This window comes from Hymenobacter cyanobacteriorum (assembly GCF_022631375.1).
In the GTDB taxonomy this organism is placed as follows: Bacteria; Bacteroidota; Bacteroidia; order Cytophagales; family Hymenobacteraceae; genus Hymenobacter; species Hymenobacter cyanobacteriorum.
Map to the genome: position 1 here is coordinate 209000 of NZ_JALBGC010000003.1, position 22679 is coordinate 231678.

The 22679-nt window shown below is 59.6% G+C and carries 23 protein-coding genes and 1 tRNA gene; 13 read left to right on the plus strand and 11 right to left on the minus strand.

Annotated features, from left to right (window positions below):
* Position 1: 1 nt before the first annotated feature.
* The gene (locus MON38_RS10640) at positions 2 to 2188 is read left to right on the plus strand and encodes a hypothetical protein (protein WP_241936152.1); all 2187 of its coding nucleotides are present in this window, start codon (positions 2 to 4) and stop codon (positions 2186 to 2188) included.
* Positions 2189 to 2339: 151 nt separating this feature from the next.
* Here the strand turns inward: MON38_RS10640 and MON38_RS10645 are convergent, their stop codons facing one another.
* Positions 2340 to 2645: a hypothetical protein gene (locus tag MON38_RS10645; RefSeq protein WP_241936153.1), complete on the minus strand. Its 306-nt coding sequence runs from the start codon at positions 2643 to 2645 to the stop codon at positions 2340 to 2342.
* A 68-nt stretch (positions 2646 to 2713) separates the two neighbouring features.
* Positions 2714 to 3052 carry a hypothetical protein gene (locus MON38_RS10650; protein ID WP_241936154.1) on the minus strand — a complete coding sequence of 113 codons (339 nt, stop codon included), beginning with the start codon at positions 3050 to 3052 and terminating at the stop codon, positions 2714 to 2716.
* 162 nt (positions 3053 to 3214) lie between these two features.
* On the opposite strand from MON38_RS10650, the gene MON38_RS10655 reads away from it, so the two are divergent.
* Complete coding sequence (locus MON38_RS10655; protein WP_241936155.1) at positions 3215 to 4336, plus strand: hypothetical protein; 1122 nt, start codon at positions 3215 to 3217, stop codon at positions 4334 to 4336.
* 93 nt (positions 4337 to 4429) lie between these two features.
* Here the strand turns inward: MON38_RS10655 and MON38_RS10660 are convergent, their stop codons facing one another.
* Entirely contained in the window at positions 4430 to 4765 is a 336-nt protein-coding gene (locus MON38_RS10660) for a hypothetical protein (protein ID WP_241936156.1), read from the minus strand.
* A gap of 2 nt (positions 4766 to 4767) precedes the next feature.
* Positions 4768 to 5112, minus strand: coding sequence for a hypothetical protein (locus MON38_RS10665; RefSeq protein ID WP_241936157.1), 345 nt, complete (start codon positions 5110 to 5112; stop codon positions 4768 to 4770).
* A 168-nt stretch (positions 5113 to 5280) separates the two neighbouring features.
* Here MON38_RS10665 and MON38_RS10670 point away from each other — a divergent pair, with 168 nt between their 5' ends.
* The 4 genes from MON38_RS10670 (at position 5281) to MON38_RS10685 (ending at position 11053) form a co-directional block, all read left to right on the plus strand.
* Positions 5281 to 5754, plus strand: coding sequence for a LexA family protein (locus tag MON38_RS10670; RefSeq protein WP_241936158.1), 474 nt, complete (start codon positions 5281 to 5283; stop codon positions 5752 to 5754).
* The gene (locus MON38_RS10675; RefSeq protein WP_241936159.1) at positions 5711 to 7024 is read left to right on the plus strand and encodes a Y-family DNA polymerase; all 1314 of its coding nucleotides are present in this window, start codon (positions 5711 to 5713) and stop codon (positions 7022 to 7024) included. The genes MON38_RS10670 and MON38_RS10675 overlap by 44 nt, the downstream gene beginning before the upstream one ends.
* A 395-nt stretch (positions 7025 to 7419) precedes the next feature.
* Positions 7420 to 10797: a PGAP1-like alpha/beta domain-containing protein gene (locus tag MON38_RS10680; RefSeq protein WP_241936160.1), complete on the plus strand. Its 3378-nt coding sequence runs from the start codon at positions 7420 to 7422 to the stop codon at positions 10795 to 10797.
* Positions 10798 to 10885: 88 nt separating this feature from the next.
* Positions 10886 to 11053 (plus strand): DUF4113 domain-containing protein, encoded by a 168-nt coding sequence (locus MON38_RS10685; RefSeq protein WP_241936161.1) that lies wholly within the window; start codon positions 10886 to 10888, stop codon positions 11051 to 11053.
* Position 11054: 1 nt separating this feature from the next.
* On the opposite strand, the gene MON38_RS10690 is transcribed toward MON38_RS10685, so the two are convergent.
* The 6 genes from MON38_RS10690 to MON38_RS10715 form a co-directional block, all read right to left on the minus strand.
* A complete protein-coding gene (locus MON38_RS10690; RefSeq protein ID WP_241936162.1) occupies positions 11055 to 11324 on the minus strand; it encodes a hypothetical protein in 270 nt (89 codons plus the stop codon).
* A gap of 8 nt (positions 11325 to 11332) precedes the next feature.
* Positions 11333 to 11632, minus strand: coding sequence for a hypothetical protein (locus tag MON38_RS10695; RefSeq protein ID WP_241936163.1), 300 nt, complete (start codon positions 11630 to 11632; stop codon positions 11333 to 11335).
* A gap of 62 nt (positions 11633 to 11694) precedes the next feature.
* Positions 11695 to 12240 carry a hypothetical protein gene (locus tag MON38_RS10700; protein WP_241936164.1) on the minus strand — a complete coding sequence of 182 codons (546 nt, stop codon included), beginning with the start codon at positions 12238 to 12240 and terminating at the stop codon, positions 11695 to 11697.
* Positions 12218 to 12718, minus strand: a complete 501-nt coding sequence (locus tag MON38_RS10705) for a hypothetical protein (RefSeq protein WP_241936165.1) — start codon at positions 12716 to 12718, stop codon at positions 12218 to 12220. The genes MON38_RS10700 and MON38_RS10705 overlap by 23 nt, the downstream gene beginning before the upstream one ends.
* Positions 12719 to 12765: 47 nt before the next feature.
* Entirely contained in the window at positions 12766 to 13578 is an 813-nt protein-coding gene (locus MON38_RS10710; protein WP_241936166.1) for a TIGR04255 family protein, read from the minus strand.
* Between the two features lie 295 nt (positions 13579 to 13873).
* Positions 13874 to 13946: transfer RNA gene (locus MON38_RS10715), tRNA-Met, on the minus strand.
* Between the two features lie 208 nt (positions 13947 to 14154).
* Here MON38_RS10715 and MON38_RS10720 point away from each other — a divergent pair.
* Positions 14155 to 14574 carry a hypothetical protein gene (locus MON38_RS10720; RefSeq protein ID WP_241936167.1) on the plus strand — a complete coding sequence of 140 codons (420 nt, stop codon included), beginning with the start codon at positions 14155 to 14157 and terminating at the stop codon, positions 14572 to 14574.
* Positions 14575 to 14688: 114 nt separating this feature from the next.
* Complete coding sequence (locus MON38_RS10725; protein WP_241936168.1) at positions 14689 to 15351, plus strand: alpha/beta hydrolase; 663 nt, start codon at positions 14689 to 14691, stop codon at positions 15349 to 15351.
* 103 nt (positions 15352 to 15454) lie between these two features.
* On the opposite strand, the gene MON38_RS10730 is transcribed toward MON38_RS10725, so the two are convergent.
* A complete protein-coding gene (locus MON38_RS10730) occupies positions 15455 to 16522 on the minus strand; it encodes an acyltransferase family protein (RefSeq protein WP_241936169.1) in 1068 nt (355 codons plus the stop codon).
* Between the two features lie 102 nt (positions 16523 to 16624).
* On the opposite strand from MON38_RS10730, the gene MON38_RS10735 reads away from it, so the two are divergent.
* The 5 genes from MON38_RS10735 (at position 16625) to MON38_RS10755 (ending at position 22656) form a co-directional block, all read left to right on the plus strand.
* The gene (locus MON38_RS10735) at positions 16625 to 17881 is read left to right on the plus strand and encodes a TCR/Tet family MFS transporter (RefSeq protein WP_241936170.1); all 1257 of its coding nucleotides are present in this window, start codon (positions 16625 to 16627) and stop codon (positions 17879 to 17881) included.
* Between the two features lie 70 nt (positions 17882 to 17951).
* Complete coding sequence (locus MON38_RS10740; RefSeq protein WP_241936171.1) at positions 17952 to 18383, plus strand: hypothetical protein; 432 nt, start codon at positions 17952 to 17954, stop codon at positions 18381 to 18383.
* A 162-nt stretch (positions 18384 to 18545) separates the two neighbouring features.
* The gene (locus MON38_RS10745; protein ID WP_241936172.1) at positions 18546 to 18914 is read left to right on the plus strand and encodes a BlaI/MecI/CopY family transcriptional regulator; all 369 of its coding nucleotides are present in this window, start codon (positions 18546 to 18548) and stop codon (positions 18912 to 18914) included.
* A 2-nt stretch (positions 18915 to 18916) separates the two neighbouring features.
* The gene (locus MON38_RS10750; protein ID WP_241936173.1) at positions 18917 to 20698 is read left to right on the plus strand and encodes a M56 family metallopeptidase; all 1782 of its coding nucleotides are present in this window, start codon (positions 18917 to 18919) and stop codon (positions 20696 to 20698) included.
* 242 nt (positions 20699 to 20940) lie between these two features.
* Positions 20941 to 22656 (plus strand): T9SS type A sorting domain-containing protein, encoded by a 1716-nt coding sequence (locus tag MON38_RS10755; RefSeq protein ID WP_241936174.1) that lies wholly within the window; start codon positions 20941 to 20943, stop codon positions 22654 to 22656.
* The last annotated feature ends 23 nt before the right edge of the window (positions 22657 to 22679 follow it).

Sequence of the window (22679 nt, forward strand, 5' to 3'; positions counted from 1 at the left end):
CATGACTCACAACGAAATCTGGCTACCATACGGCGGCCGCCTGGTGCGCCTCGACTTATCGGAAGATTCCGAGCTGTTGCCCTCCTTCGCCGCGAACGACCGGACGAAGCCCGAGAGCATCGAGAACGATTACGCGCCCGAATTCAGCGTGCCCGGGAACCAAAACAACCACCGACTACTGCGCCACGCCGCCGCTACCGGCCCGGCCCGGGGCCAGGCCTACGCCCGGCTGCCGTGCCTGCTGGTGTCCGATGGTGTGGAAACGCTGCCCATCGGTATGCTGCTGATAAAGGGCTACGAAGGCGGGCAGTACCAGCTTCAGCTTACTGGCGGCAACCGCCGGCTCGCTGACCAGCTCAAAACCGAATTGGGCGAGGACAAGCTACTCTCCGACCTAGATTTTTCGCGCTTCGACCACGTATGGAACCCCGCTAACATCACGGCCCGGCTCAGCTATGACTATTGGGCCGCGAACGGGTACGGTTATGAGGTTGTTGAGCGTGGAAAGCCCTTAAGTCTCGAAAGCCTCGACCCCTACACGCTTTTCCCCAGCGTCAGCGGCCAACTGATTTTCAAGCAGATTCTGGCTGATGCTGGCTTTACCGCCGATGAGCTGGATGACGAGCCGCTGTTCGCCGCGCTGAACGTGCCAACGGCCAACCCCTACGTGTACCCGCAGGATTTCCGCGATGCCCGTGCCCTGCAGGCCGGCCTCATCGTTCAGGCTATTTCCAGTGGGCAAGGCAACCCGCTGGAAAAAACCGCAGAATTTCCGCCGGAAAAACTCAATTTCGCCTTCACCAGCTTGGCGCCCTACCGCGCACCCACGGCCACCACCTACACGGCCGGCGTGTACACCGTCGAAACGTTGGGCTACTACAACGTCAACGCCTCGGTGCTGCTCAACTACGGGTGTGACGACCACTTCCCGCATTCGGGCCGGGTGAGCTGCAAGGTCATGCTCTACATCAACGGGCAGCCGGTGCTCGATGCCAACGGCGACCAGATTGCCTACTTCCAGCCCGACCGCATCATCGGCTACAAAGAGGAAACGTTCACGCCCTATCTGGGCAAGTGGCTGCTGCACCCTGGTGATACGGTCAGTCTGTGGTGGCAGGGCGACGAATGGGAGCACAATGGCCAGGACCCCACCGACCCGCGTTGGCGCGTGGCCGATACCGGCGGCCGGCTGGCCAAGGCCGGGCTGCCAGGTGATTTGTACGTGTACCTGCCGGCCACGCTCACGGTGGAGCTGCTGGAGGAATTCCCGCGCGGCGGCCTCATCAAGCTCAATCAATGGCTGCCCGCAGAGATGACCCAGCTGGCATTCTTGAAATCGATTTTTCTACTTCTTGGCATCACTTGCCAAACAGACCCCTACCGCCCGCACCTGCGTCTGGCCACCGGTGACAAACTGCTCGAAAACATTCCCAAGGCCCGCAACTGGAGCAGCAAGCTTGATGCCGCAGCCGCCCCCGGCCGGCTGCCCGAGCGGTCGCTGGCCTTCCGTTTCGGCGACTACGGCAAGAAAAATGCATTGCTCTGGACCGAGGACGAGCACGTAACGAAGGGTTACGGCGACGGGCACATTCTGGTAGATGACGAGGTACTGCCTGCGAAATACGAGCTGGCTACCCTGCCCTTCGCGGCCAGCGAACTCAGCCCCACCGTGCCGGGCGTGCTGCGCATCCTCAACTACGAGCTGCCCGACCTGAGCGCCACGACTTACAACAGCATCACGGCCAAACCTCGCTTGGTGCTGCGCCAGGCCATGCCTATGCAGGCCGTGCAGGTGCTGAACAATCCCGATAATCCAGCCGCTGGAAAAACAGCCGTGAGTACCACGTTCAGCTTTTTCGCGGGCCTCGACCCGGGCCTGCTGCTCAACGGCACGGTGCTCACCCACTACTGGCAGGATTTACGAGCAATGTTGGACGAAAGCCGCTATCTGGTGGAGCGTTTCCGCCTCTCAGCTACTGACGTGGCCACGCTGGATTTCAGCGTGCCGGTGTGGGTGGCGGCTTTTAATGATTTCTTCGCCGTGTCACAGGTGGTAGAGTTCGACCCACACCGCAGTACCGAGGTGCACTTGGTGCGGCTCAATGCCAAGCACCTGCCCCCACCGTCTGTGCCTGGTGAGGGCGTAGAGTTCTGGGTGCAGGAGTTCGCTGGAGCTGAATTCTATTAATGCTCAGTGGGCAGCTTATGGCGTCTGCACTTAGTCATTTTTGCACGCTATAAGTAACATGTCATTGCCGCGTCGGTGAGTGAACAGGCGGCCAGACCGAGCATTGGCATTAGCTTATATGAAGCTGATAGATAATGTGTTGCCCTATATTTTAATCGCCGAAGAATTCGCGCACGGCCGCTTCGCTGACGATATACTTATTTCCAACACGCCGGTGGCGTATACCACCCCGTATGGGACCCACTTTTAGCAGTTGGCGGATTTTTGCTTCACAGAAACCAATTCGCATTACCAGCCGGTCATTATATCCACGCCCAGGTGTGGGCTTCATTCCAAGGTGATATGTCCTAGCCAATGTTTCATTGCTATCAGCTTGCATAGCTTCAATTTGGACAGCCATTTCTTTAACCTGGGATACAAGTGCTTCGAACTGGTGGAAGGTTGGGACTTGATACATAGAATGGACTGCATGGAGATGTAATGGTAGAGCATTCTATCCTATCCCACACAAAAAGACGGTGTTTGTCAATCGCCGAAGAATTCACGCACGGCCAGCTCGGATACCAGCCACTTGTCGCCGGCACGCACGCGCCGCAGGCCACCGCGGACCGGGCCGGCCTCCAGCAGTTCACGCAGCTTGGTTTTGCCCACGCCGGTGCGGATGGTCAGGCGGTCATCGTAGTTGCGGCCGGCGGTGGGCTTATCACCCATGTGGTAAGTGCGGCATTTTACTTCTTCAGCAGCTTTTGCGGCAGCTATGGCAGCAGCTATTTCAATCAGCACCCGCGTCTCAGCTGCGCCATTTAAGGTGACGGCCAGTATCTGGCCACTGGTGAGGGTGAGGGTGAGCTGGGCGTTATGCATAAGAGCAAATCTGCTGGATTGATACCTGCCCACAATATATAAAAAATGAAAAAAGCCCCAACTGGCTGAAATCAAGACTTTTGATTTACAAATGAAAATATTAATTTTGTTTCATAGCAAATTTAATATTGTTATATTTATGTTACACAAAAAAACGTTGTTATGAAAACTCTCTCTCTCCTTTCGCTCTGTTTACTGCTCCAATTTCAGGCGTATCCGCAATCGGTCTTTAAACGCCAAGTATTAAAATCAAACACACACGCGAAAGCTTCTTCCTTCAGTGATCCACCTGGTGGACGTTCGACTACAACCATAGGTGATGGTGGAGGTAGAGGTGGAGGGGGGGGGCTCGGAGGAGGTCCTCCAGGGAACGTAGGAGGAAGTAAGAAGGGAGACGGTTCAATTAGCACAACTCCTAGTACTCCGCCTTCACCTCCACCTTCAATTCCGTCAACACCTACAGGGCCTACAGGGCCTACAAACCCTGGCACTGTCGAACAAAGCCAAATCACAACAGATGCCCTAAAAGAACTAGTCAAGTTGCCAGCGAGTGCATCAATCTTAAAAGCCATGGGCAGCGTTCCAGCATTCAAGGCAATTGCAGACAAGCTAAAGGCAAATGATTTTAATATTTCTTCGGAGCTGTCTAAAATTACGCCTGCTGATTTTAGCGCACTCGGCAAGGTGATTGCTAAGTTCGGAGGACTTGCTACAGCCCAAATAATGATGGTAGCGGACCCAGCTTGGCGAAATACCGCGCTACTATATATAAATGCCAAGAATGGTCACTCTGCAGATGAAGCACGATTGCGAGTTGAAGCAGAATTTTGGAGTAGAATGCTCGGCAATGTTGTCGGACCGATTGGCCGCGGCGAACTAGTGAGTCTTGAGAATTTTGGGGTTTCTGTAACTCCTGCTCACATTCCCGCTACAGCTACGAATCCGCTCATTTCAGGTTTGGCTGTAAGTTTTACAGGCTTAATTAAGGCCCTATTTATATCCCCTGCTACTATTACCCATGTTCCGACAATTACGCTAGAAATCACTGTCATTGAACCCGCCCACGGCACAACAGCGGCTAGGACACTATCTGTAACAAACAAGGAACTTGATGTAATGCCTGATATGGATTTGTCCACTATATCTCCACTTTTTGCATCATTTAAGAATCTGCACCTAGGTGCTGGAATGCACAACGTACAAGTAGTAGCACGGTTGATTAAAAACGATAGACAATGGGCTAAGACTTCCAAAACGCTAGCCGTGAATGTGCCTGCCAGGTAGATTTCTATATGAGCGTATTATTCCTCGCCATGGTACAAGAGCGATGATTGCCACATATTACCCAATATTAGGGCAATTCGATAAATTGAGCGCTTATTTCCCACCCCGCCGCCGCCATTCCACCAGTGCCTCCTCCCCATACCACACTGCGCACCAGGTGAGCAGTTGCGGGCTTCCCTCCTGCTCGAATAGCTCCAGCGGCCCAATGCCCAGCAGCGGAACACCGTCGCGGCTCACGTAGCGGAAGCCGTCGGGCACCATATCGATGGCGATGGAGTCAACGTAGGCCTGAAACTGGGCTTGCTCTTCCACGGGCACGTACTCACCGGCCACGTGTAAGGCGCGACGCAGGGCTGCAGCCAGCGCAAAAGGCCGGTGGCGCAAGATGGCATCGACGAGCAACGATTGTTCAGCGGTAGGCAAGTCCACCACTACGCCACCTGCAATTCATCTTCCCGGTAACAGTCCCAGAAATTGTCGTTGAGCCGATACACGTTGACCCGGCGCACCAGCCCATCGGCCTGCCGTTCCTTCAACTGACCCCGCCAAATCACCTGCCGGGCCGGGGCGTCGGGTGCCGGCAATACCTGATGGCCCAACCCGTAAGCGAAGGTGCTGGCCGCCTCCAGCACGCGCACCACGGGCGGCGTGCCTTCGTCTTGGCTGAACACGTCGCCTCGTTCAGGGTCTAGGTGTTCATCCGACGCAACGTCGACGAAGGTGTCGTCAGAAGGAGAAGATTCGGCATCGTAATAGACTTTCGGGGCAGTGGTCATGGCGAAGAAGTGGTATATGCAGCTACTAAACTACGTAGCAACGTCGAAATCCTCTAACTCATAAACACCCCAAAAATAGCCAGATACCAATATAGTTAGCGGAATTAAACTAACTTTTTTAGCCATTGTGTCGTTACTTGCGTCCTGCTTACTTGACTGCTGCCCACCATGACAACCGTTGACATCTTAGACATTGCCCGCGAGCCGGTGTGGCTTATCCAGTGCGACACGCCCATCCCGGCCGGGTTTCCCAGCCCGGCCGATGACGAGATGGGTGAGCGGGTGGACCTGAACAAAATCTTGCTGCCCCACCCGACCCACACCTACCTGGCGCGGGTCAACGGCACGAGCATGGACGGGGCACCCTCACACATCGTAGACGGAGCCCTGCTGGCGGTGGACTGCGCCATGAAGCCGCGCGTGGGGCACGTGGTCATCGCCGCGGTGGAAAACGAATTCACCGTCAAGCGCCTGGCCAAACGCGGCGAGGTGTACTGGCTCGTACCCGACAACCCCGAACACGCCGCCATCGAGGTGCGCGGGGCCGACCACGTGCGGGTGTGGGGCGTGGTGACGCACGTGGTGACCGAACTCATTAATGGCAAGCTCCACGAAGATGTTCGCGCTCGTCGATTGCAATAACTTTTACGTCAGCTGCGAGCGCGCCTTCCAGCCGGCGCTCCGCCAGGTGCCCGTCGTCGTGCTCAGCAACAACGACGGATGTGTCATCTCGCGCTCCGCCGAAGCCAAGGCACTGGGGCTGAAGATGGGCGAACCGCTGTTCCAAGCCCGCTCCCTCATCGAGCAGCACCAAGTGCACGTGTTCAGTTCGAACTACGCGCTCTACGGGGACATGAGCCACCGGGTGATGAGCTACTTGGCCAGCCAAGCGCCGGAAATGGAAATTTATTCCATCGACGAGGCCTTCCTGAGCCTACACGGCATGGGCCTGCTGCAGCCGTCGCTGGAAGGATACGCGCAGCAGCTGCGCGCCCAAGTGCTGCAACGCACACACATTCCCACCTGCGTAGGCGTAGCCCCGACCAAAACGCTGGCGAAGCTGGCCAACCGGGTGGCCAAGAAGGATGCTCGGCTCGACGGCGTGTGCCACCTTGACACCGACGCGCGCCGGCTCTGGGCCCTGGAGCAGGTCGCGGTCGAGGACGTGTGGGGCGTCGGCCGGCAGTACGCCACCAAGCTGCACGCTCTGGGCATCACCACGGCCGCCGCGCTGGCCCGGTGCTCCGAGGCGATGGCCCGCAAGCACCTGGGCGGCGTGGTGGGTGCGCGCCTGGTGCGCGAACTGCAGGGCTCCCCTTGTCACCGGCTGGCCCCCAGCGAGGACGGCACGCTCAAGCGCCAGAGCATTGCCTGCACGCGCACCTTCGGCAAGCCCCTCACCGACTTTGAGGACGTGATGAGCGCCGTGGCGGCATTTGCGTCCCGGGCCGCGGAGAAGCTGCGCCGGCAGGAGAGCGCCGCCAACGTGCTCACCGTCTTCCTGAGCCAGAACCGCTTTGGCCCGACACCCCCGCCCCACACGCGCTCGGCCCAGGTGACGCTGGCCCTGGCCACGAGCAGCACGCCCGAGTTGGTGCGCGTGGCCCGTGCCTTGCTCGGCCGGCTCTGGCAGCCGGGCCTGCGATACGTGAAAGCCGGCGTGGTACTCGATGGCTTTGAGGTGGGCGAGCAGAAGCAGCTCAGCCTGTTCACGCCCGACGACAGCGAGCGGGCCGAACGGCTCATGCAGAAGCTCGACGCCCTGAACGCCCGCTTCGGCAAGAACAGCGTCCAGGTAGCTACGGCCCTCGGTGCGGCCGGTAAACAGCCTGGCGTTTGGAAAGGCCAGCAGCAATGCCGTACGCCTGCCTACACTACGGACTGGAATCAGTTGTGGACGATTAGCTGCTAAACGTTATTAAGCTGGGCTACGAAAGTCTTGTTCTGGCAAGCGCCCGTCTAATAGACCCGCTGGGTCCTAGCGAATAGATTCAAGCCAGCCTGTAATAACGAACCGGTCGTTTTGCGCATCGCCATTCAGGGTGATGACGTTGGGACTGGTTAGGCAAGAAGTAAGGGCTCTTGCTCATGTACGAAATGGAGCGTGTGCCAAGGCGTTTTACCTAAGCACTAAGAAGATGAGAAACTCTAGTAACTACCTATATGATAATTTATAACAAATACTTGCTTGGATGGACATAGCTAATTTATATTTGAAATGTCTATTATTATATGTATTTCTCGCCCATGAAATATTGGCTACCCCTTCGCCGCCATAGTAAGCAGACGCAATGCTTTGGGTGCGCTATGCTTGTGTATTTGCTGCTGCTGGCAGGACCAGCTAAGTGCGGCGGTCTCGATGCTATCCTGAACCCTGATGGCACGGTGCGCACCGGAGCAGTGGGTTCCTTCAATGCCAAGGGATACACCATTGAAACCACCCCCGACGGGCGCCCCTCGTTTCGTGTCCGACCTTCCCAGCAGCGCTTCAGTGGAAACAATAATCGTTTCTTACGTCCTGCTTCTGTGACCAATGGCGTAGACGGAGTGGTACTTGCCATAGCTATAGCGAGCAACGGAACGCTCTACGCAGGGGGGTACTTTTCCCGGGCCGGCGGGGTGGCCGTCAACAACATTGCCCAGTGGAACGGCACGAACTGGGCACCGCTGGACTCCGGCGTGAGTGGTTCCCAAAATGCATTGCAGACTTTCGTTAGCGCCCTGGCTATCACGAATGCGGGAATACTGTATGTGGGCGGGAATTTTACCACAGCAGGTGGAGTGACCGCCACTGGCATTGCCCAGTGGAACGGTACGAGTTGGGCACCTCTGGGCGCTGGCGTAAGCTGGCGCGTATCCGCCTTGGCTCTGTCGGGCGGGACGCTCTACGTAGGCGGAACTTTTACCACGGCCGGCGGAGTGGCCGCCAATAACGTTGCCACCTGGAATGGTGGGGGTTGGGCGGCCCTGGGCGACGGCATAAACAGTCACGTGTACGGCGTGGCACCGAGCGGGGGGTCGCTCTACGTGGGCGGGGAATTTACCCGGGCTGCTCAGACGAAAGCCTATCGCCTTGCCAAGTGGAACGGCACAAGGTGGGATTCCCTTAACACCGGCATCAATCTCGCAGTGGGAGTTGTCGTGAAGGCCATGGCGGTTTCCAGTACAGGAACGGTTTATGCGGGCGGAAACTTTACCACGGCTGGCGGAGTGACGGTCAACGGCATTGCTCGGTGGACCGGCACGAACTGGGCACCGCTGGGCTCTGGCGTAAATGGAGCGGGTACAGGGGGCAGCGTAGATGTCATCACGATATCGAGCAGCGGGATGTTATATGCCGGGGGGTACTTTAGTACAATCGGCGGGGTCGCTGCGAATCACATTGCCCAGTGGAACGGTACAAGTTGGGCGCCTCTGGGCGCTGGCATGGACGGTCGCGTGCAGAGTTTGGCCCTCTCAAGCGATGGAACGCTTTACGCGGGCGGGGCTTTTACCACGGCCGACGGGGTGAGTACCATCGGCATTGCCCGGTGGGATGGGGCGGTGTGGAACGCGCTCGATGAAGTTCCCAGGCTTACCGCCTTTCACCTACGTCAGCCGGGCGTTGTTACATCGCGTACCGACTTGCATTATCAACCCTCCAGCAGCGTAAAGGTGGGAGCAGACAATGCCGCGGGCACCTTATTTAGTGTGGCCCGAGGCGCTGGGCAAAACACGCTTTCGCTCCGCATCCGGGAAAATGCGAACAACAACGCCACCGGCCCCCTTGCAGATGCGGCGGGCTACTGTGGGCAGGTGACGACAACAGCTACCGCTGTGGAAGCGGTTTACCACCATCCAGCTTTCGTTGATGACCCTGGGCCTTATAAGACGCTCCACTTAGAATTAGTGGATGTCGCTAATCCAGCGGTACCTGTGGTGATTAGTACGTACTTAGTGCGAGTGGTGCGCCCCCCGCTGCTGTTGGTACACGGCTTGTTTTCGAACGGGCAGACTGCTTTCCCCGGCCTTATAAACAGGCTGGTGGGTGACCATGTGTATGAGCAGGAAGGCGATATCCGATATGCTGTCTACGATAACGACCGGGAGTTTTCACACAACGCTCAATACATCATTTATGACAAGGAGGCATTGCTCTCGGCCTATTCCGACCGAAATATCTCCGTTTCGAAGATTGACGTGGTCGGCCACAGCATGGGCGGACTGCTCGCCCGGCAGTACATCCAAAGCGGTGTCTACCGGCAAGACGTCAACAAACTCATTACGCTTAACACCCCCCACAGCGGTACCCCCATTCCTAACTTTATCAACAGCCTCTCGCCCTTGCCCCGCGGGGCCATAGCACTGGGATTACGGTTTTTAATAGGTGACATTGATGCGGGTGCCGTGAATGATTTGAGCTACAATGGTAGCGCGATGGGCCGACTAAACACCGCTCCCAACCTACAGGGCGTGGCCTTGCATACCATCACCACCCATACCTTCTTGGGAGCGGCTCCGGACCTTCAGCAATTGCTCAACGGGCGGTATAGCTGGCCCGGGTATATTGCTGGCTGGATGGGCTTGCTACACCCCCGCCTCAGCTTGAACACCTACCTCAATGATAGCGTGTATCAAGACCGCCACGACTTGGCCGTGGGCGTAAATAGTCAAAATGGCGGGCTATCTGGCCTCTATACCAGCAGCAACATTCCGAATCAAACTCACTTCTCTGGCAGCAACCCGGTCGTTCATACTAGGATAAAAGAATTGTTGAAGGCCAACCCGAACGGCACCCCCAATACCTCGACTACTCCATTTACCAAAGCCGGGGTTTCTCCGCGTCCCGTCTACAGCGTCTATACACGGCCTATATCGGTTTCTTCTATCAAGACTGCCTCCACTTTACAAATAACTGCGCCCACTCGCAGCACCATCGTTACCGACGTGGATAGCATCAGTGTGACAGTTGCGGGGAGTTCGGACGTAACGAAAATCATGCTCGTATGTGGGGTGGGTACTCCCGTCGTCGAAACCCGTCTCATTAACGGTGCTGGCGGGACAGTCTTTATCAAAGTGCCGAAAGGGGGCCTGGGACGGCTTAAAGTGGCAGCATTTGCCTTTGCTGGTTCCGCTTACGTGCAATTCGACACGCTCAGTACCGGCCTCACCACTACTGCTACCCTGACGGGATTGCGGCTAGCGCCGCGCTTGTTCTATACTACCCCTGGTGACAGTGCTATTTTAGAAGTGACGGGCACCTATTCCGATGGCATTGACCGTAACGTGTTAGGCCAGCCCGGGATGCAGTTCGCCTTCAAAATCAGCGGCAAGGCCCGCATGGGACGAAGCAAACACCACGTAGTGGGCCTCGCCCTCGGCCGCGATTCGTTGCGCGTTACATACGGGGGCCGTACGGACATCGTACCCATAGAAGTGGCCGCACGGCAGACGCCAACTCTTTCTTCCCGCGCCCCCATGGCGAGTCAGCAAATAGCCATGTGGCCAAACCCGGCTCAACAGTCCGTGCAAATCAGTGGAGCAGGCGGCTTACCCATTGCACTGTTCGACATGCTTGGTCGCGTCGTCCGCACTTACGCATCCCTGAAACCCTCCGAAGTGGTCACCATGGATTTGCGTGGCTTGCCAAGCGGCGTCTACATTGTTCGCATGGGTTCTGTTACCCGGCGCTTGCTAGTAGAGTAAAGCATTAGAGCGGAAAACTGGTATCGGGGCAAGAATCGGCACCCTTACGCCACTACTAATATCTCACCACCCCCAGGCTGTCCGTCTCATGCAGAAGCTCGACGCCCTGAACTCGAAGTTTGGCAAGAACAGCTTGCAGGTGGCCACGGCGCTGAGCGGGGCCGGCAAGCAGCCGAATGTGTGGCCAGGCCAGGCCCAGCGCCGCACGCCGGCCTACACCACCGGCTGGGCGCAGTTCTGGACGGTGAAGAGCTGAGCTAATCCCCTTCCATCCAATCCGGCAGCTTCACGAACATGGCGTAGTCTGGCAGGCGGTCATCCTCGCTGCCTGCTTCGAAGGGAAAGCAGAACTCCACCTTGTTGGCCTCCGTGTCGTAGGCCAGCTCGACGAAGAACGGCTCGGGCATCTGGTAAAGCAGCGCCGCGCGGTGGAAATCATCCCAGCGCCGGGCTAGGTAAGTGCCGACGCGGTAAACGTAGGCGAGCTGCACTTCGTCGGAGAGCAAACGGAAAGCATGAATGTCCATGGCCTTCGCTAGTAGCACCACTTGCACGGGTCCATGCGCTGCTGGGCCGTGGCCAGAGCGATGGGTAACACGGCCACGCTGCACCGAACCAAGCCGCGGCAGTCGGGCGAAGCGTGGTATTTGACCGTGTTGCCACTGGCACAGTAGTACACCTTCGGGCCCGAGCTTGCTCGGGTCTTGGTCTTCACCTTCACTTTGGCCGTCGCCTGATGAGTAACGGTTTTGTGTGTGGTGCGCGGGTGGGTGGTCTGGGCCTGAGTCGTGAAGCTGAGCGCGAGGAGAACCGCCTGGAGTAGCAGGTGTTTCATAGGGGGCAAGGTGGGAGGCGGGCATGAAAAAACCCCAGCTCAATGGCTGAGGTTTTAATGTTTTACGCTGCAGCAGATGGTGTTTGTAAATCATCGCCTTCCCATTTCTCCGACTCTGGTTCAGGGTCAGGATGGTAGATAGACTGCTTTAAAAGGAATCGTGCAGCTTGCATAGCGACGGGATTTGCTTTGCCTCTAGGCGCAGGGTCACGATAAAGTATATCTGCATGCATTGGCAAACCGGAATCCTCAGTTGTGGGCTCAATCTCAGTAACGAGTTGGAGATTGTTATCCAATGGCGTAGCTTCTACCGTTACAACGCCATTGACTTCAGGAATTTCGTTGGCTTGGCTAATTGCAACCGCAGGCAATGTTGCCATGCCAACATAAAGGCTTTTGTCTCCTATGCGTAATTTACTACAGTGCTGTTTGCAGAAATGCGCACTAGTATAAGCCAAGCGTAATACCGAAACATCACGCTTAGCTGGCGGAGGTAAAAAGGCTTCAGGCTTTAAGCTCTTTTTGCTGTCAGAATAAAAGAATGGATGAACAATACCGCGAACAAGGGTCTCAGTAGGCGCAATACTACGCGGTATAGATTGAGCCATTGGACGTATCATCAGCTGGAAACAACTCGCACAATAAAGAAGTCACACGAGTCAGCAACTCAGGATTAGGATACGTTTCAGCCATTGCCAGTTGTGGATGGCCCTTAACTTCAGCTATAAACGACCAATCTTCGTCACCAACCTCCACACTCAAATAGTCGTCGCCCCGCGTCCATTCTAGCGTTACTGTTCCATAAGGTGTAGGAGTCAGTCCATCAATAGACAAACTTGAAGTCCATGCGTAAGGTAAACGGTTGATAAGGTCAATCACGTTACCAACTGCTGCCGCTGATGGAGCCACTGCCCCATAGCCGTCCCAATTTTCAGCCAACGCTGAAAACCGGGTGACTTGTTGACATAACAGCCCTACATGATGAGTGCGTACTGACGTGATGAACGCGTCAGGAGACTGCTGTACGGCCTGACCAGGTATGGTAACAGGCTTCAGCAGTTCAGCTTTTACCGAGGCTACACTCATAACGGTAAGTGAAGCTGTTGCGAATGGTCGCAATAGAGTGCTGAGGTTCATGCAGTAAGACCAATTAGTTGTTGGATTTCTGGCTGTAGAATACCAGACAATACGGATTTATTGTGCTCGTGTGCTTGCTGTAGTACGGATTTTAACTGATTTGGCTGGGCTAATAAATTCGCTAAATCAGTCGGATTGACAAATTGATGAATCACATTATGACTAATAGTTGCAACCGGTTTATTCTCAGTCAATGAGGTTATGTGTAATCTGTCATAGAATGGCAATTCGGTAGCTCTGCTCGGTACAGTCAATAATAATTCGCTAGATGAGCCGTCAAAGAAATGAGACGGCAAATAAGCGGTATTCTGCTGGTACAATTGCGCTAACGGGAAAGGCATTGAGGGATGTGTCCATTCCATTACGTCCTGGTAGTGAAGGCCGGCAGCCAATACTATCATGTTATTCAGCAATGGAGCTAGCCTTTCGGCTATTCGTTGAAACGAATCAATAAAATCGGCCCAACGCTCATAACGCAGATTATGGTATGATAACCCTACTCGTTCTGGGTCATTGCGTATTTGCAGAACACGGGTTTGCGTACCGTTTTCTATAAAAGCAGCATATACCCCAGGCAAGCCGTGTTTCTTTGTACTTGCAGCCATACTGCCGATTTCTTGCAGTTGACCTTCAATATGCACCTCCATTCCTTGCATAAGTTCAACACGGTTGAACTCGTCGGGGAATTGCTCGAGCAGCACCACTCTGAATGCATCAGCATGTACGAAAGGCGAGCCAAAAAATAAGCTGATTGATGCTTCTTTAATCGCATGCTTCTCATGAGGAAGCCGCAGGAACTGCTGTATCATGCGTAGTAAAGCGGTAAATCATTCATTGGCACAAAGCTAAGCTGTTAGCAACAACAACAACAACTGTTCACCCATTAATATGTGTCATAGGAATAACTAAGGCCGCATAGTCTCGCACACCTTTTCAAACACTAAAACAGAAAACGCCTCTTACGGTGTAGTAAGGAGCATTTCGTGGCAACAGATGAAGCTAAAGAGAAAGATTTAATCACACACCAAAGTTTATGGTGTGTACCCCTACGCGTACCCCTGTAAAGAAAAAAGGCCGTTTCCTGATTGGAAACGGCCTTTTAGGTAGCGGGGACTGGACTCGAACCAGTGACCTTTGGGTTATGAGCCCAACGAGCTACCAACTGCTCCACCCCGCACTGTTTTGGTGCTGCAAAGGTAGCTAAAGAATTGGTTGAAACAAGTAGAAAGGGCTCTTTTTTTCTTCTGCGCTGCTGAACTGCACTCATTGCTTCAATAAAACACTGACTGCTTGCGAATTGCAGAAACACAGATTACGGCTCATTGAAATGAGTGGCCTCTGCGTCCTTATTCTACCTTTGCAGCTTAGTCATCAACCCAGCACGCATGAGTCCCGTTCGGGTCGACGATTTTTTGGAAATCAGCTACCGGGCCGATTTGGATGTGCTGGTGGCCCGCTGGCTCCGGCCCGTGGAGTTGCCCGAGTTGCAGGCTGGCTACGAGCAGCTACTGGCCGCCGCCCAGGCCGGAGCCGGCCGCCGCTGGCTGGTTGACGTGCGCCGCCGCTTCAACACCCACCAAGTGGGCGCGCAGTGGATGGTGAGCAGCCTGCTGCCGCGCCTGGGGCCCGCGCTGGGCGGCCGCAGCCGGTTGGCCTACCTGCTGGCCCCCATGTACCTGCGCGATTCGGCCGCCGACTCAGCCTTTCCGCCCCAATCCTATTTCGAGGGCAAACCTTTTATTGGCGACCGGTTTATCGAGGAAAATGCGGCCATTGAGTGGCTGCGCGCGGATATTGCGGGCTGACTAGTCCGGCAGCCAATGTAGCCCCGAACGGCAATGAAACGGGCACGGCGTAAGCGGACAGGGCTGCGTATAGGTTGCCATCACCGCTAATTTCCGCCTCACGCCCGCCTGCTTATGCTGCCGCTTCAGTTCACCACTTCCCGTACCGCCCGTTATTTATGCCTGGGCGAGCCCGGGCCGGCCATTGCCCACGTGTGGGTGTGCCTGCACGGACACGGCCAGCCCCTGGCCGAGCTGGCCGCCCACCTGCAACACCTCGACACGCCCGAGCGCCTGCTGCTGCTGCCCGAGGCCCTGAGCCGCTACGAGCAGCCCCAGGATGCCAACGCCGACGGCATCATCGACGAAGCCCCGCGCACCGATGCGGCCTGGTTTGCGGCCGAAACCCTGCTGCCCGACCTCACCGACCTGGCGGCCTACCTCGATGCGCTGACCAGCCAGGTGCTGACCGCCTGCCCGCCCAACACGCCCGTAACGGTGCTGGGCTACGGCCACGGCGCCGCTGCCGCCTGCCGCTGGCTGGCCGGCAACGGCCGCGCCTACAACCGCCTCATTCTGGTGGCCCCGGTGTTTCCGCCCGAAATTGACCGGCGCGCTACGCTGGTGGCCCTGCCCGAGCACCCCGTGCTGGTGGTGAGCACCACTACCGACACCTACTCGCCCGAAGCCGCCGGCGAAGGCCTGATGCAGGACCTGCTCGAAGTGGGCCTGAGCGCCCAGCAGCGCCTGGTGGATGCGACCGGGCCATTGCCACTGGCGGCGTTGGCGGGAGTTTAAAAAAACCAACAGGTGGGTCCATCGTACCGGACTGTGAGGCGCCCTGCCCCTACAGGCAGCCAATATGAAGTGAGTTAAACCGGGCTAGGCACTTTTTTGATGCCTATTCGATGCTGAACCGATTTTTAAACCGGGCGAGCGGTGATTCGACCCAGCGCCAGGACAGGGCACTGAGCAACGCCAACACCGGCACCAGCAGCAGCAGCAACATCAAGGGCTGCATAAAAAAGCGCCGTTGTTCGGCGCTCTCGCTGAAATGATACACGAGCCGTTGCCAGAACACCAGCAGCGGCAAATGATACAGGTAGAGGCTATAACTGCGCTGGCCCACCCACTGCACGACGGGGTGCACCAACCCCAGCCGCCGACCAGCGCCGGGGTTGTGCAGCAGCCACCCAATAGTCAGCCCATCGGCGAGGGCCAACCCGATGCTTTGGGCAAGCACCTGGCTACTGGTCCAGCCCCCGGGGCCGGTCCACAAGCGGAGGGCGGCCCAGCATAGCCAAGCCAGCAGCACGTAGCGGCCCTGGGCCACCCGGCTCAGCCAGGCACGGCCCTGCGCTTGGCAGAGCACGGCACCCAAGGCAAATAAATCGAGGTTGGAAGGCAGCAGCAGGTGCACCATGTCGGGGCGTACCAGCGCAGCCCAAACGCCCCGAAACGCCCAACCGGCGGCCACTACCAGCAGCAAGGGCATCAAACGTCGGCCCAGGCCGGCCAGCAGCCAGGGCCACAAAAGATAGAACTGCAACTCAACCGCAATGGTCCAGAGATGCCCAATGCCATCGCCCCAACCATGCGACTTGTATATCAACAAATTAGCTGTCGGCAGCAAAAACCAGACAGGGTGTTCGCGCACGGTGGCCAGTGGCAGCAGCGCGCAGCCCAGCAGCGTGAGGTAATAGAGGGGCACAATTCGTAGCACCCGCCGCAAATAGAAGATGCCCAGCCGACGCCCCCAGGCCCCCGGGGCACCGGGGTAGGCACCGCTGCGCCAGATGATGCCCGTGACAAGGTAGCCGCTCAATACAAAAAACAAGCTGGGCCCTAATTCGCCAAACGGAAAAAACGGCTGGAGCCAGTGCTGCACCAGCACGATGCTGACGGCCAAGGCGCGCAAGCCGGTCAGTTCGCGGCAATAGGCGGGCGAGGAAGGAGGCGAAAGGAACATGGCACCTAAAAGGAGCCGCAAAGTACGGGATGGCCCCAGAGTACGCGCTTTCTTCGGACCTTTGCGGCCCGGCGGCCGGCCGGTGCTTTTTGCTACTCGCTTATGTCTGATAAACGCTCGCCCGCGCTGGGCTTCATCTTCGTTACCATTCTCATCGATGTAATTGGGCTGGGCATTATCATTCCGGTAGTGCCCAAGCTGATTGAGCAGCTCACCGGCGAGGGGCTGAGCCGGGCGTCGGTGTATTCGGGCTGGCTCACGTTTGCCTACGCGGCGGCGCAGTTCTGCTTCGCGCCGGTGATGGGCGGCCTCAGCGACAAGCTGGGACGGCGGCCGGTGCTGCTAGCCGCGCTGCTCGGGCTGGGGCTCGACTACATTTTCCTGAGCTTCGCACCCACGCTGGCCTGGCTGTTTGTGGGGCGGGTGCTGGCGGGCATCACCGGGGCCAGCTTCACCACGGCCACGGCCTACATTGCCGACATCAGCACGCCCGAGAAGCGGGCCCAGAACTTTGGGCTGGTGGGCGTGGCCTTCGGGCTGGGCTTCATCATCGGGCCCACGGTAGGCGGGCTGCTGGCGCATTTCGGGCCGCGCATGCCGTTTATGGTGGCGGCGGGCCTGAGCCTGTGCAACTTCCTGTACGGGCTGCTGGTGCTGCCCGAGTCGTTGCCGGCCGAGTTGCGCCGGCCGTTTGAGTGGCGCCGGGCCAACCCGGTGGCTTCGCTGCTGCGGCTGGGCCGCTACCCCACGGTGCTGGGGCTGGTGGCGGCACTGGTGCTCATTTACCTGGCCGGCTCGGCGGTGCAGTCGGTCTGGACGTTCTACACCATGCTCAAGTTCAGCTGGACGGAGGGCATGGTGGGCTTTTCGCTGGGCGTGGTGGGGCTGTTTTCGGCGCTGGTGCAGGGCGGGCTGGTGCGGGTGGCCATTCCGAAGCTGGGCGCGGCCCGGGCCATCGTCATCGGCCTGCTGTGCTACGCGGTGGGCCTGGTGCTGTTTGCCTTTGCCAGCCGGGGCTGGCTGATGCTGGCGTTTCTGGCCCCCTACTGCCTGGGCGGTATTGCCGGGCCGGCCTTGCAGGGCACCATTTCGGGGCAGGTGCCGGCCAACGAGCAGGGCGAGCTGCAAGGGGCCCTCACCAGCCTGGTAAGCGCTACCGGCGTGGTGGGCCCGCTGCTGATGACCTACCTGTTTGGCCATTTCACGGGGCCGCAGGCGCCGGTGTACTTTCCCGGCGCGCCCTTCATCATGGGCGCGGCGCTGGCACTGGCCAGTGGCTTGCTGGCGTATTATTCGCTAAAAAAATACCCGCCCGCCGACCTCAGCCTGGCGCCGGCCGAAGTAGCGGCGGCCCATTAGCTCCCGCCGCAATTAGAACCACCGGCAACTATACTTGCGTAGATGCCACCTGCTCCGCCCGCCTTTTCCTATGACTGACGACGCTCCTTCGCCCTTGCTGCAACTCGCCTATCGCCCCGACCTCAACATTCTGGTGGGGCGCTGGGGCTACCAGCCGGCCCCGCACGAACTGCCGGCCGTGTACAAAGAAGTGCAGGAGCTGGCCCTGGAACACAACTGCCGGTTCTGGCTCCAGGATATTCGCCGCCGCACCCTCAACGACCCGGCCACCACGCGCTGGCTGCTGCAGGATTTTTTCCCCGGCATGGCCCGACGCCTGGGTGGTCGCCTCTACATTGCCTACCTGGTGGGCCCGGCTCTGCACGACTCCATTGTGAACCGGCCCGACTACATTCCGGCCGAGGCTTCCGACGAGCAGCCGTTTGCCGTGTCGTTTTTTGGCGATGAGGGCGCGGCCATGCAGTGGCTGCAGGCGCGGCCGGCCGATGCGCCGGTGGGCTAGCGCAGCTTGGCGCAGCACATTTTTTGACGGCAGCAACCCCATTTCCCCGGCGGAAATGGGGTTTTTCTTTTTTCGGAAGAAATTTTGGATAACCCGACACACTATAATTACGAAACATTCGTAGATTTACGACATCACCGTACCACCTAGCTCTTGCCAACCATGGAACGCCTTACCCAACCCGAAGAGGACGCCCTGCGCGTGCTCTGGCCGCTGCCCGCCGGCGGCTTCGTGAAAGACGTGCTCGATGCCCTGCCCGCCCCGCGCCCGCCCTATACCACCCTGGCCAGCACCCTGCGCAACCTCGAGCGCAAGGGCTACGTGCGGGCCGAAAAGCTGGGCAACTCCTACCGCTTCGTGCCCGTGATAACGGCCGACGACTACCAGCGCCGCTCGCTGGGCACACTGGTGCAGCACCACTTCCAGAACTCGTACAAAGACCTGGTGTCGTTTTTCGCCCAGGAAGAAAAAATCAGCGCGGCGGATTTGCAGGAGATTATTCGCCTCATCGAAAGCAAAAAGGAGCACTAGTCATGGCCGCGTCGTCTTCCATCCTGCTCTATTTGCTGAAGGCCAATGCCGTGCTGCTGCTGCTGACAGCAGCCTATTTTGGGCTGCTGCGCCGGCTCACCTTCTTCCAGCTGAACCGGGCCTACCTGGTGCTGGCACTGCTGTTTGCGGCCGTGTACCCGGCCCTGCCGGTGCCGGCGCTGCTGCCGGCCGAGGCCACTCCCGCCGTCATTTTTCCGGTGGTGAGAAGCTCAGAGGCTTTCCCAGTACCAACAGCCGCCGCCGATGCGCCGGTTATTGACTGGGCGGCCGCGGGGGTGGCCCTGTACGGGGTGGGCACGGCTGTGCTGCTAGCCCGACTGCTGGTGCAGCTGCTGGCACTGGCACGGCTGCGGGCCCGCTCGCGGCCGGCCGTGGTAGGCGGGCTGGCGGTGCGGGTGCTGCCGGGCGAAATCAGCCCGTTCTCCTTCGCGCACAGCATTTACCTTAACCCCGACCAGCACCCCGGTCCCGAGCTGGCGGCCGTGCTTCGCCACGAGCAGGTGCACGTGCGCCAGGCCCACACCCTGGACGTGCTGCTGGCCCAGCTGGCGCTGGCCGCCGCCTGGTGCAACCCGGCCGCGTGGCTGCTGCGCCGCGCGGTGCTCGACAACCTCGAATTTCTGGCCGATGCCGCCGTGCTCGAAACCGGGCTCGACCGGCGCGCCTACCAATACAGCCTGCTGCGCCTGAGCCACGCGCCGGCCGGGCCTTCCCTTGTTTCCTCTTTCACATTTCCAACCCTCAAAAACCGCGTTGTTATGATGAACAAGCCGCTTTCTCCGTCCGGGCAATTGGCCCGCTATTTTGTGGCCGGGCCGCTGGTGCTGGCCGTAGCCCTGGGCATTTCGGGTGCCCGGGCGCAGAGCGGCGGGCCAGTGGGGCCGCCCGCAGCCGCCCGGGCGCAAGCCACGCCGGTTGCGGCACCGGCTTCGGCGTCGACTTCGGTTGTGGTTCCGGCTTCGGCAGCGGTTTCAGCCCCGGCTTCGGCGGCGAAGGCCACTACAATACGGCCGAAGCCGGACGGGGCTGCCGCCCGCCCGCTGCCCGCCAACATTGTGGCCTACATTGCCAAAACCTACCCGGGCAGCCGCGTGAGCAGCTATGCGGTGGCCGACCGGGTTTCGGACAAAGCGCCGCATAGCCAGTATTACGTCAGCATTACGGCGGCCGACGGCCAGAATCATAAGCTGTATTTCGATGCCGCCGGGCAACTGGTGGCGACGACAACGACGACGGCGACGGTAACCAGAGCTGCCAGCACCCCGGGCCTCATGGGCCTGCCCAGGCCCGCGCCCGTGCTGTACGTCGACGGCCAGCGCTACTCGGGCGATATGAACAGCATCGACCCCAATACCATCGCCAACATCAGCGTGTTCAAGGGTGAAAAGGCCCGCCAGCGCTTCGGAGCCGAGGCGGCCGCCAGTGGCGTGCTCGTGATAACCACCGTGGGCAAGCAGAACGATGCCGACGTGAGCGCCTTCAACAAGCAGGTGGCTGAAGGTGCGGACAAGCCCGCCGCGCCGGCGGCTGCGGCGGCCGCAACGGCCCCGGCCAGCGTCCCCTACCTGGCGGCCCCGGCGCTGGAATACCTGACCAAACAATACCCCGGCGCCCGCCTGCTGGGCGTGGCCCAAGTGCCGGCAGCCGATGGCGGCCCCACCCGCTACCAGGCCGAGATTGTGCGGGGCCGCCGCCCGGGCTACGTGCTGTTCGACGGCGCGGGGCAGTTTATTTCGGATTCTTACACCAGTTACCTGAAGTAGCCAACATCCTTCCTTTCCACCGCGTGCATGGCGGGCTTTCCCTCGTTGGGGCAGCGCTGGCCGGGGCCCCGGCAACGGCGAAAAGCCGTGCCCGCCGCTGCGTGCGCGCCTGAAGCGGCCCTAGCAACGAGCGGGCGCCAACTGCTTCTACATGAACCCCGGTGCGCCTGCGCCGGGGTTTCTTTTTGGCGGCTACCTTCGCCCGGGCCTTCTACCAACGGCGGGCTTTCACCTTTCTTTCGATGAAACACTTTTTCGCGGGAATGCGCGGCCGGCTGGCGGCAACTTGTTTGCTGCTGCTGGCGCTGGCCGGGCCGGCGGCACGGGCGCAGGCGCCGGCCTGGCAGGCGACCGTGACGACCCTCGGCGGCTACTCCTACATTCTGACCACGGCCGCTGATGACAACGGCAACGTGTACTTAGCCGGCACGTTTTCGGGCACGCTCAGCCTGGGGGCGCTTACGCTGACGAGCGCGGGAGGGGATGACGTGTTTGTGGCCCGATGGAACAGCGTGCGCAACGCGTTTGCCTGGGCGCAGCGGGCCGGTGGCACGGGCTACGAGCGCGCCACCGGCATTGCCCTGAACGGGACGGGCGTGTACGTGGCGGGCACGTTTCAGAGTGCCACCATCAGCTTTGGCGCTACCACGCTGGCCAACGCCAGTGCTACCGACGACGTGTTTGTGGCCAAACTCACCGACACCGGCCCGGCCGCTACTTTCGACTGGGCCCAGCGCGTAGGGGGGCCGGGCCACGAGCAGGCCTATGCCCTGGCGGCTGCCGGCGGCAACGTGTACCTGGCCGGGGCTTTCGACAGCGCGACCCTGGGCGTGGGCACCACCACGCTGGCCACTGCGGGCGACTACGACCTGTTTGTGGCCAAGCTGCTGGACCAGGGAACGACGAGCCAGTTTGCCTGGGCCGTGCGCGCCGGCGGTACCGGGGCCGATGCGCCGGCCGCGCTGGCCGTTGCCGACGAGAAGGTGTATGTGGTGGGCGCTTTTCGGGGCGCGGCGGCCAGCTTTGGCCCGCATACGCTCTACAACACGGGTGCGGAAAGCCTGCTGGTGGCGAAGCTGGTGGATACTGGCAGCACCGGCGACTTCGCGTGGGCTCAGCAGGCCGGCCCCGCCAACGAAGGCCAGGCCACCGCGGTGGCCGTGCGCGGCAGCAGCGTGTATGTAGCCGGCGATTTTCAGGGCGCTGCCGCCACTTTCGGCGGCACCTCGCTCGCCAGCCTGGGCAACAAGGACGTGTTTGTGGCCAAGCTCACCGATGCGGGCGCCACGGCCAGCTTTGCCTGGGCCCAACGGGCGGGGGGCACGCACGACGACCGGTGCTTTGCCCTGGCCGTGAGCGGGCCGAGCCTTTACTTGGCGGGCCTCTACCAAAGCGTTGCCGCCAGCTTTGGGGCCACCGCGCTCGCCAATGCCAACCAGAATACCTCCGGCGATGCCTTCGTGGCCAAGCTCACCGATGCGGGGGCGGCCGGCAGCTTTGCCTGGGCGCTGCGGGCGGGCGGCCCCAACGAAGACGCCGCCCGGGGCCTGGCCATTGCGGGCACTACCGTCTTCGTCACGGGGTACCTGAGCGCCCCGGCTACCTTCGGCAGTCAGGTCATCGCGGGCTTGCCGAACGACAATGCCGCCTTCCTCACGGCCCTTACCGACCCCACCCTGCTGGCCACTGCCGCCGCCCACAGCGGCCTGAGTTTCTCCCTGTTTCCCAACCCTACCCGCGCCGCTACTACCATTACGCTGCCGGCCCAGCCCGGCACTGCCGCCGCCACCCTTACCCTGCTCGATGCCCTGGGCCGTACCCGGCGCACGGCCACCGTGCCCCTGCCCGCCGCCGGCCTGCGCCACGAGTTGGACCTGAGCGGCCTCGCGCCGGGCATCTATGCCTTGCAAGTGCGCGCCGGCCGCACCGTCGGCACCCAGCGCCTAGTGGTAGAGTAGCCCGGCCGTACCCCGAAGCGGTG

What these genes read in the sequence shown, in the direction of transcription:
- MON38_RS10700 (WP_241936164.1), bottom strand. Translation starts at nt 12,240, where the DNA reads ATGGCTCAATCTATACCGCGTAGTATTGCGCCTACTGAGACCCTTGTT.
- MON38_RS10690 (WP_241936162.1), bottom strand. Translation starts at nt 11,324, where the DNA reads ATGGACATTCATGCTTTCCGTTTGCTCTCCGACGAAGTGCAGCTCGCC.
- MON38_RS10725 (WP_241936168.1), top strand. Translation starts at nt 14,689, where the DNA reads ATGCTGCCGCTTCAGTTCACCACTTCCCGTACCGCCCGTTATTTATGC.
- MON38_RS10740 (WP_241936171.1), top strand. Translation starts at nt 17,952, where the DNA reads ATGACTGACGACGCTCCTTCGCCCTTGCTGCAACTCGCCTATCGCCCC.
- MON38_RS10680 (WP_241936160.1), top strand. Translation starts at nt 7,420, where the DNA reads ATGCTTGTGTATTTGCTGCTGCTGGCAGGACCAGCTAAGTGCGGCGGT.
- MON38_RS10710 (WP_241936166.1), bottom strand. Translation starts at nt 13,578, where the DNA reads ATGATACAGCAGTTCCTGCGGCTTCCTCATGAGAAGCATGCGATTAAA.
- MON38_RS10720 (WP_241936167.1), top strand. Translation starts at nt 14,155, where the DNA reads ATGAGTCCCGTTCGGGTCGACGATTTTTTGGAAATCAGCTACCGGGCC.
- MON38_RS10650 (WP_241936154.1), bottom strand. Translation starts at nt 3,052, where the DNA reads ATGCATAACGCCCAGCTCACCCTCACCCTCACCAGTGGCCAGATACTG.
- MON38_RS10730 (WP_241936169.1), bottom strand. Translation starts at nt 16,522, where the DNA reads ATGTTCCTTTCGCCTCCTTCCTCGCCCGCCTATTGCCGCGAACTGACC.
- MON38_RS10675 (WP_241936159.1), top strand. Translation starts at nt 5,711, where the DNA reads ATGGCAAGCTCCACGAAGATGTTCGCGCTCGTCGATTGCAATAACTTT.
- MON38_RS10685 (WP_241936161.1), top strand. Translation starts at nt 10,886, where the DNA reads ATGCAGAAGCTCGACGCCCTGAACTCGAAGTTTGGCAAGAACAGCTTG.
- MON38_RS10640 (WP_241936152.1), top strand. Translation starts at nt 2, where the DNA reads ATGACTCACAACGAAATCTGGCTACCATACGGCGGCCGCCTGGTGCGC.
- MON38_RS10645 (WP_241936153.1), bottom strand. Translation starts at nt 2,645, where the DNA reads ATGTATCAAGTCCCAACCTTCCACCAGTTCGAAGCACTTGTATCCCAG.
- MON38_RS10745 (WP_241936172.1), top strand. Translation starts at nt 18,546, where the DNA reads ATGGAACGCCTTACCCAACCCGAAGAGGACGCCCTGCGCGTGCTCTGG.
- MON38_RS10695 (WP_241936163.1), bottom strand. Translation starts at nt 11,632, where the DNA reads ATGAAACACCTGCTACTCCAGGCGGTTCTCCTCGCGCTCAGCTTCACG.
- MON38_RS10655 (WP_241936155.1), top strand. Translation starts at nt 3,215, where the DNA reads ATGAAAACTCTCTCTCTCCTTTCGCTCTGTTTACTGCTCCAATTTCAG.
- MON38_RS10670 (WP_241936158.1), top strand. Translation starts at nt 5,281, where the DNA reads ATGACAACCGTTGACATCTTAGACATTGCCCGCGAGCCGGTGTGGCTT.
- MON38_RS10705 (WP_241936165.1), bottom strand. Translation starts at nt 12,718, where the DNA reads ATGAGTGTAGCCTCGGTAAAAGCTGAACTGCTGAAGCCTGTTACCATA.
- MON38_RS10665 (WP_241936157.1), bottom strand. Translation starts at nt 5,112, where the DNA reads ATGACCACTGCCCCGAAAGTCTATTACGATGCCGAATCTTCTCCTTCT.
- MON38_RS10750 (WP_241936173.1), top strand. Translation starts at nt 18,917, where the DNA reads ATGGCCGCGTCGTCTTCCATCCTGCTCTATTTGCTGAAGGCCAATGCC.
- MON38_RS10755 (WP_241936174.1), top strand. Translation starts at nt 20,941, where the DNA reads ATGAAACACTTTTTCGCGGGAATGCGCGGCCGGCTGGCGGCAACTTGT.
- MON38_RS10735 (WP_241936170.1), top strand. Translation starts at nt 16,625, where the DNA reads ATGTCTGATAAACGCTCGCCCGCGCTGGGCTTCATCTTCGTTACCATT.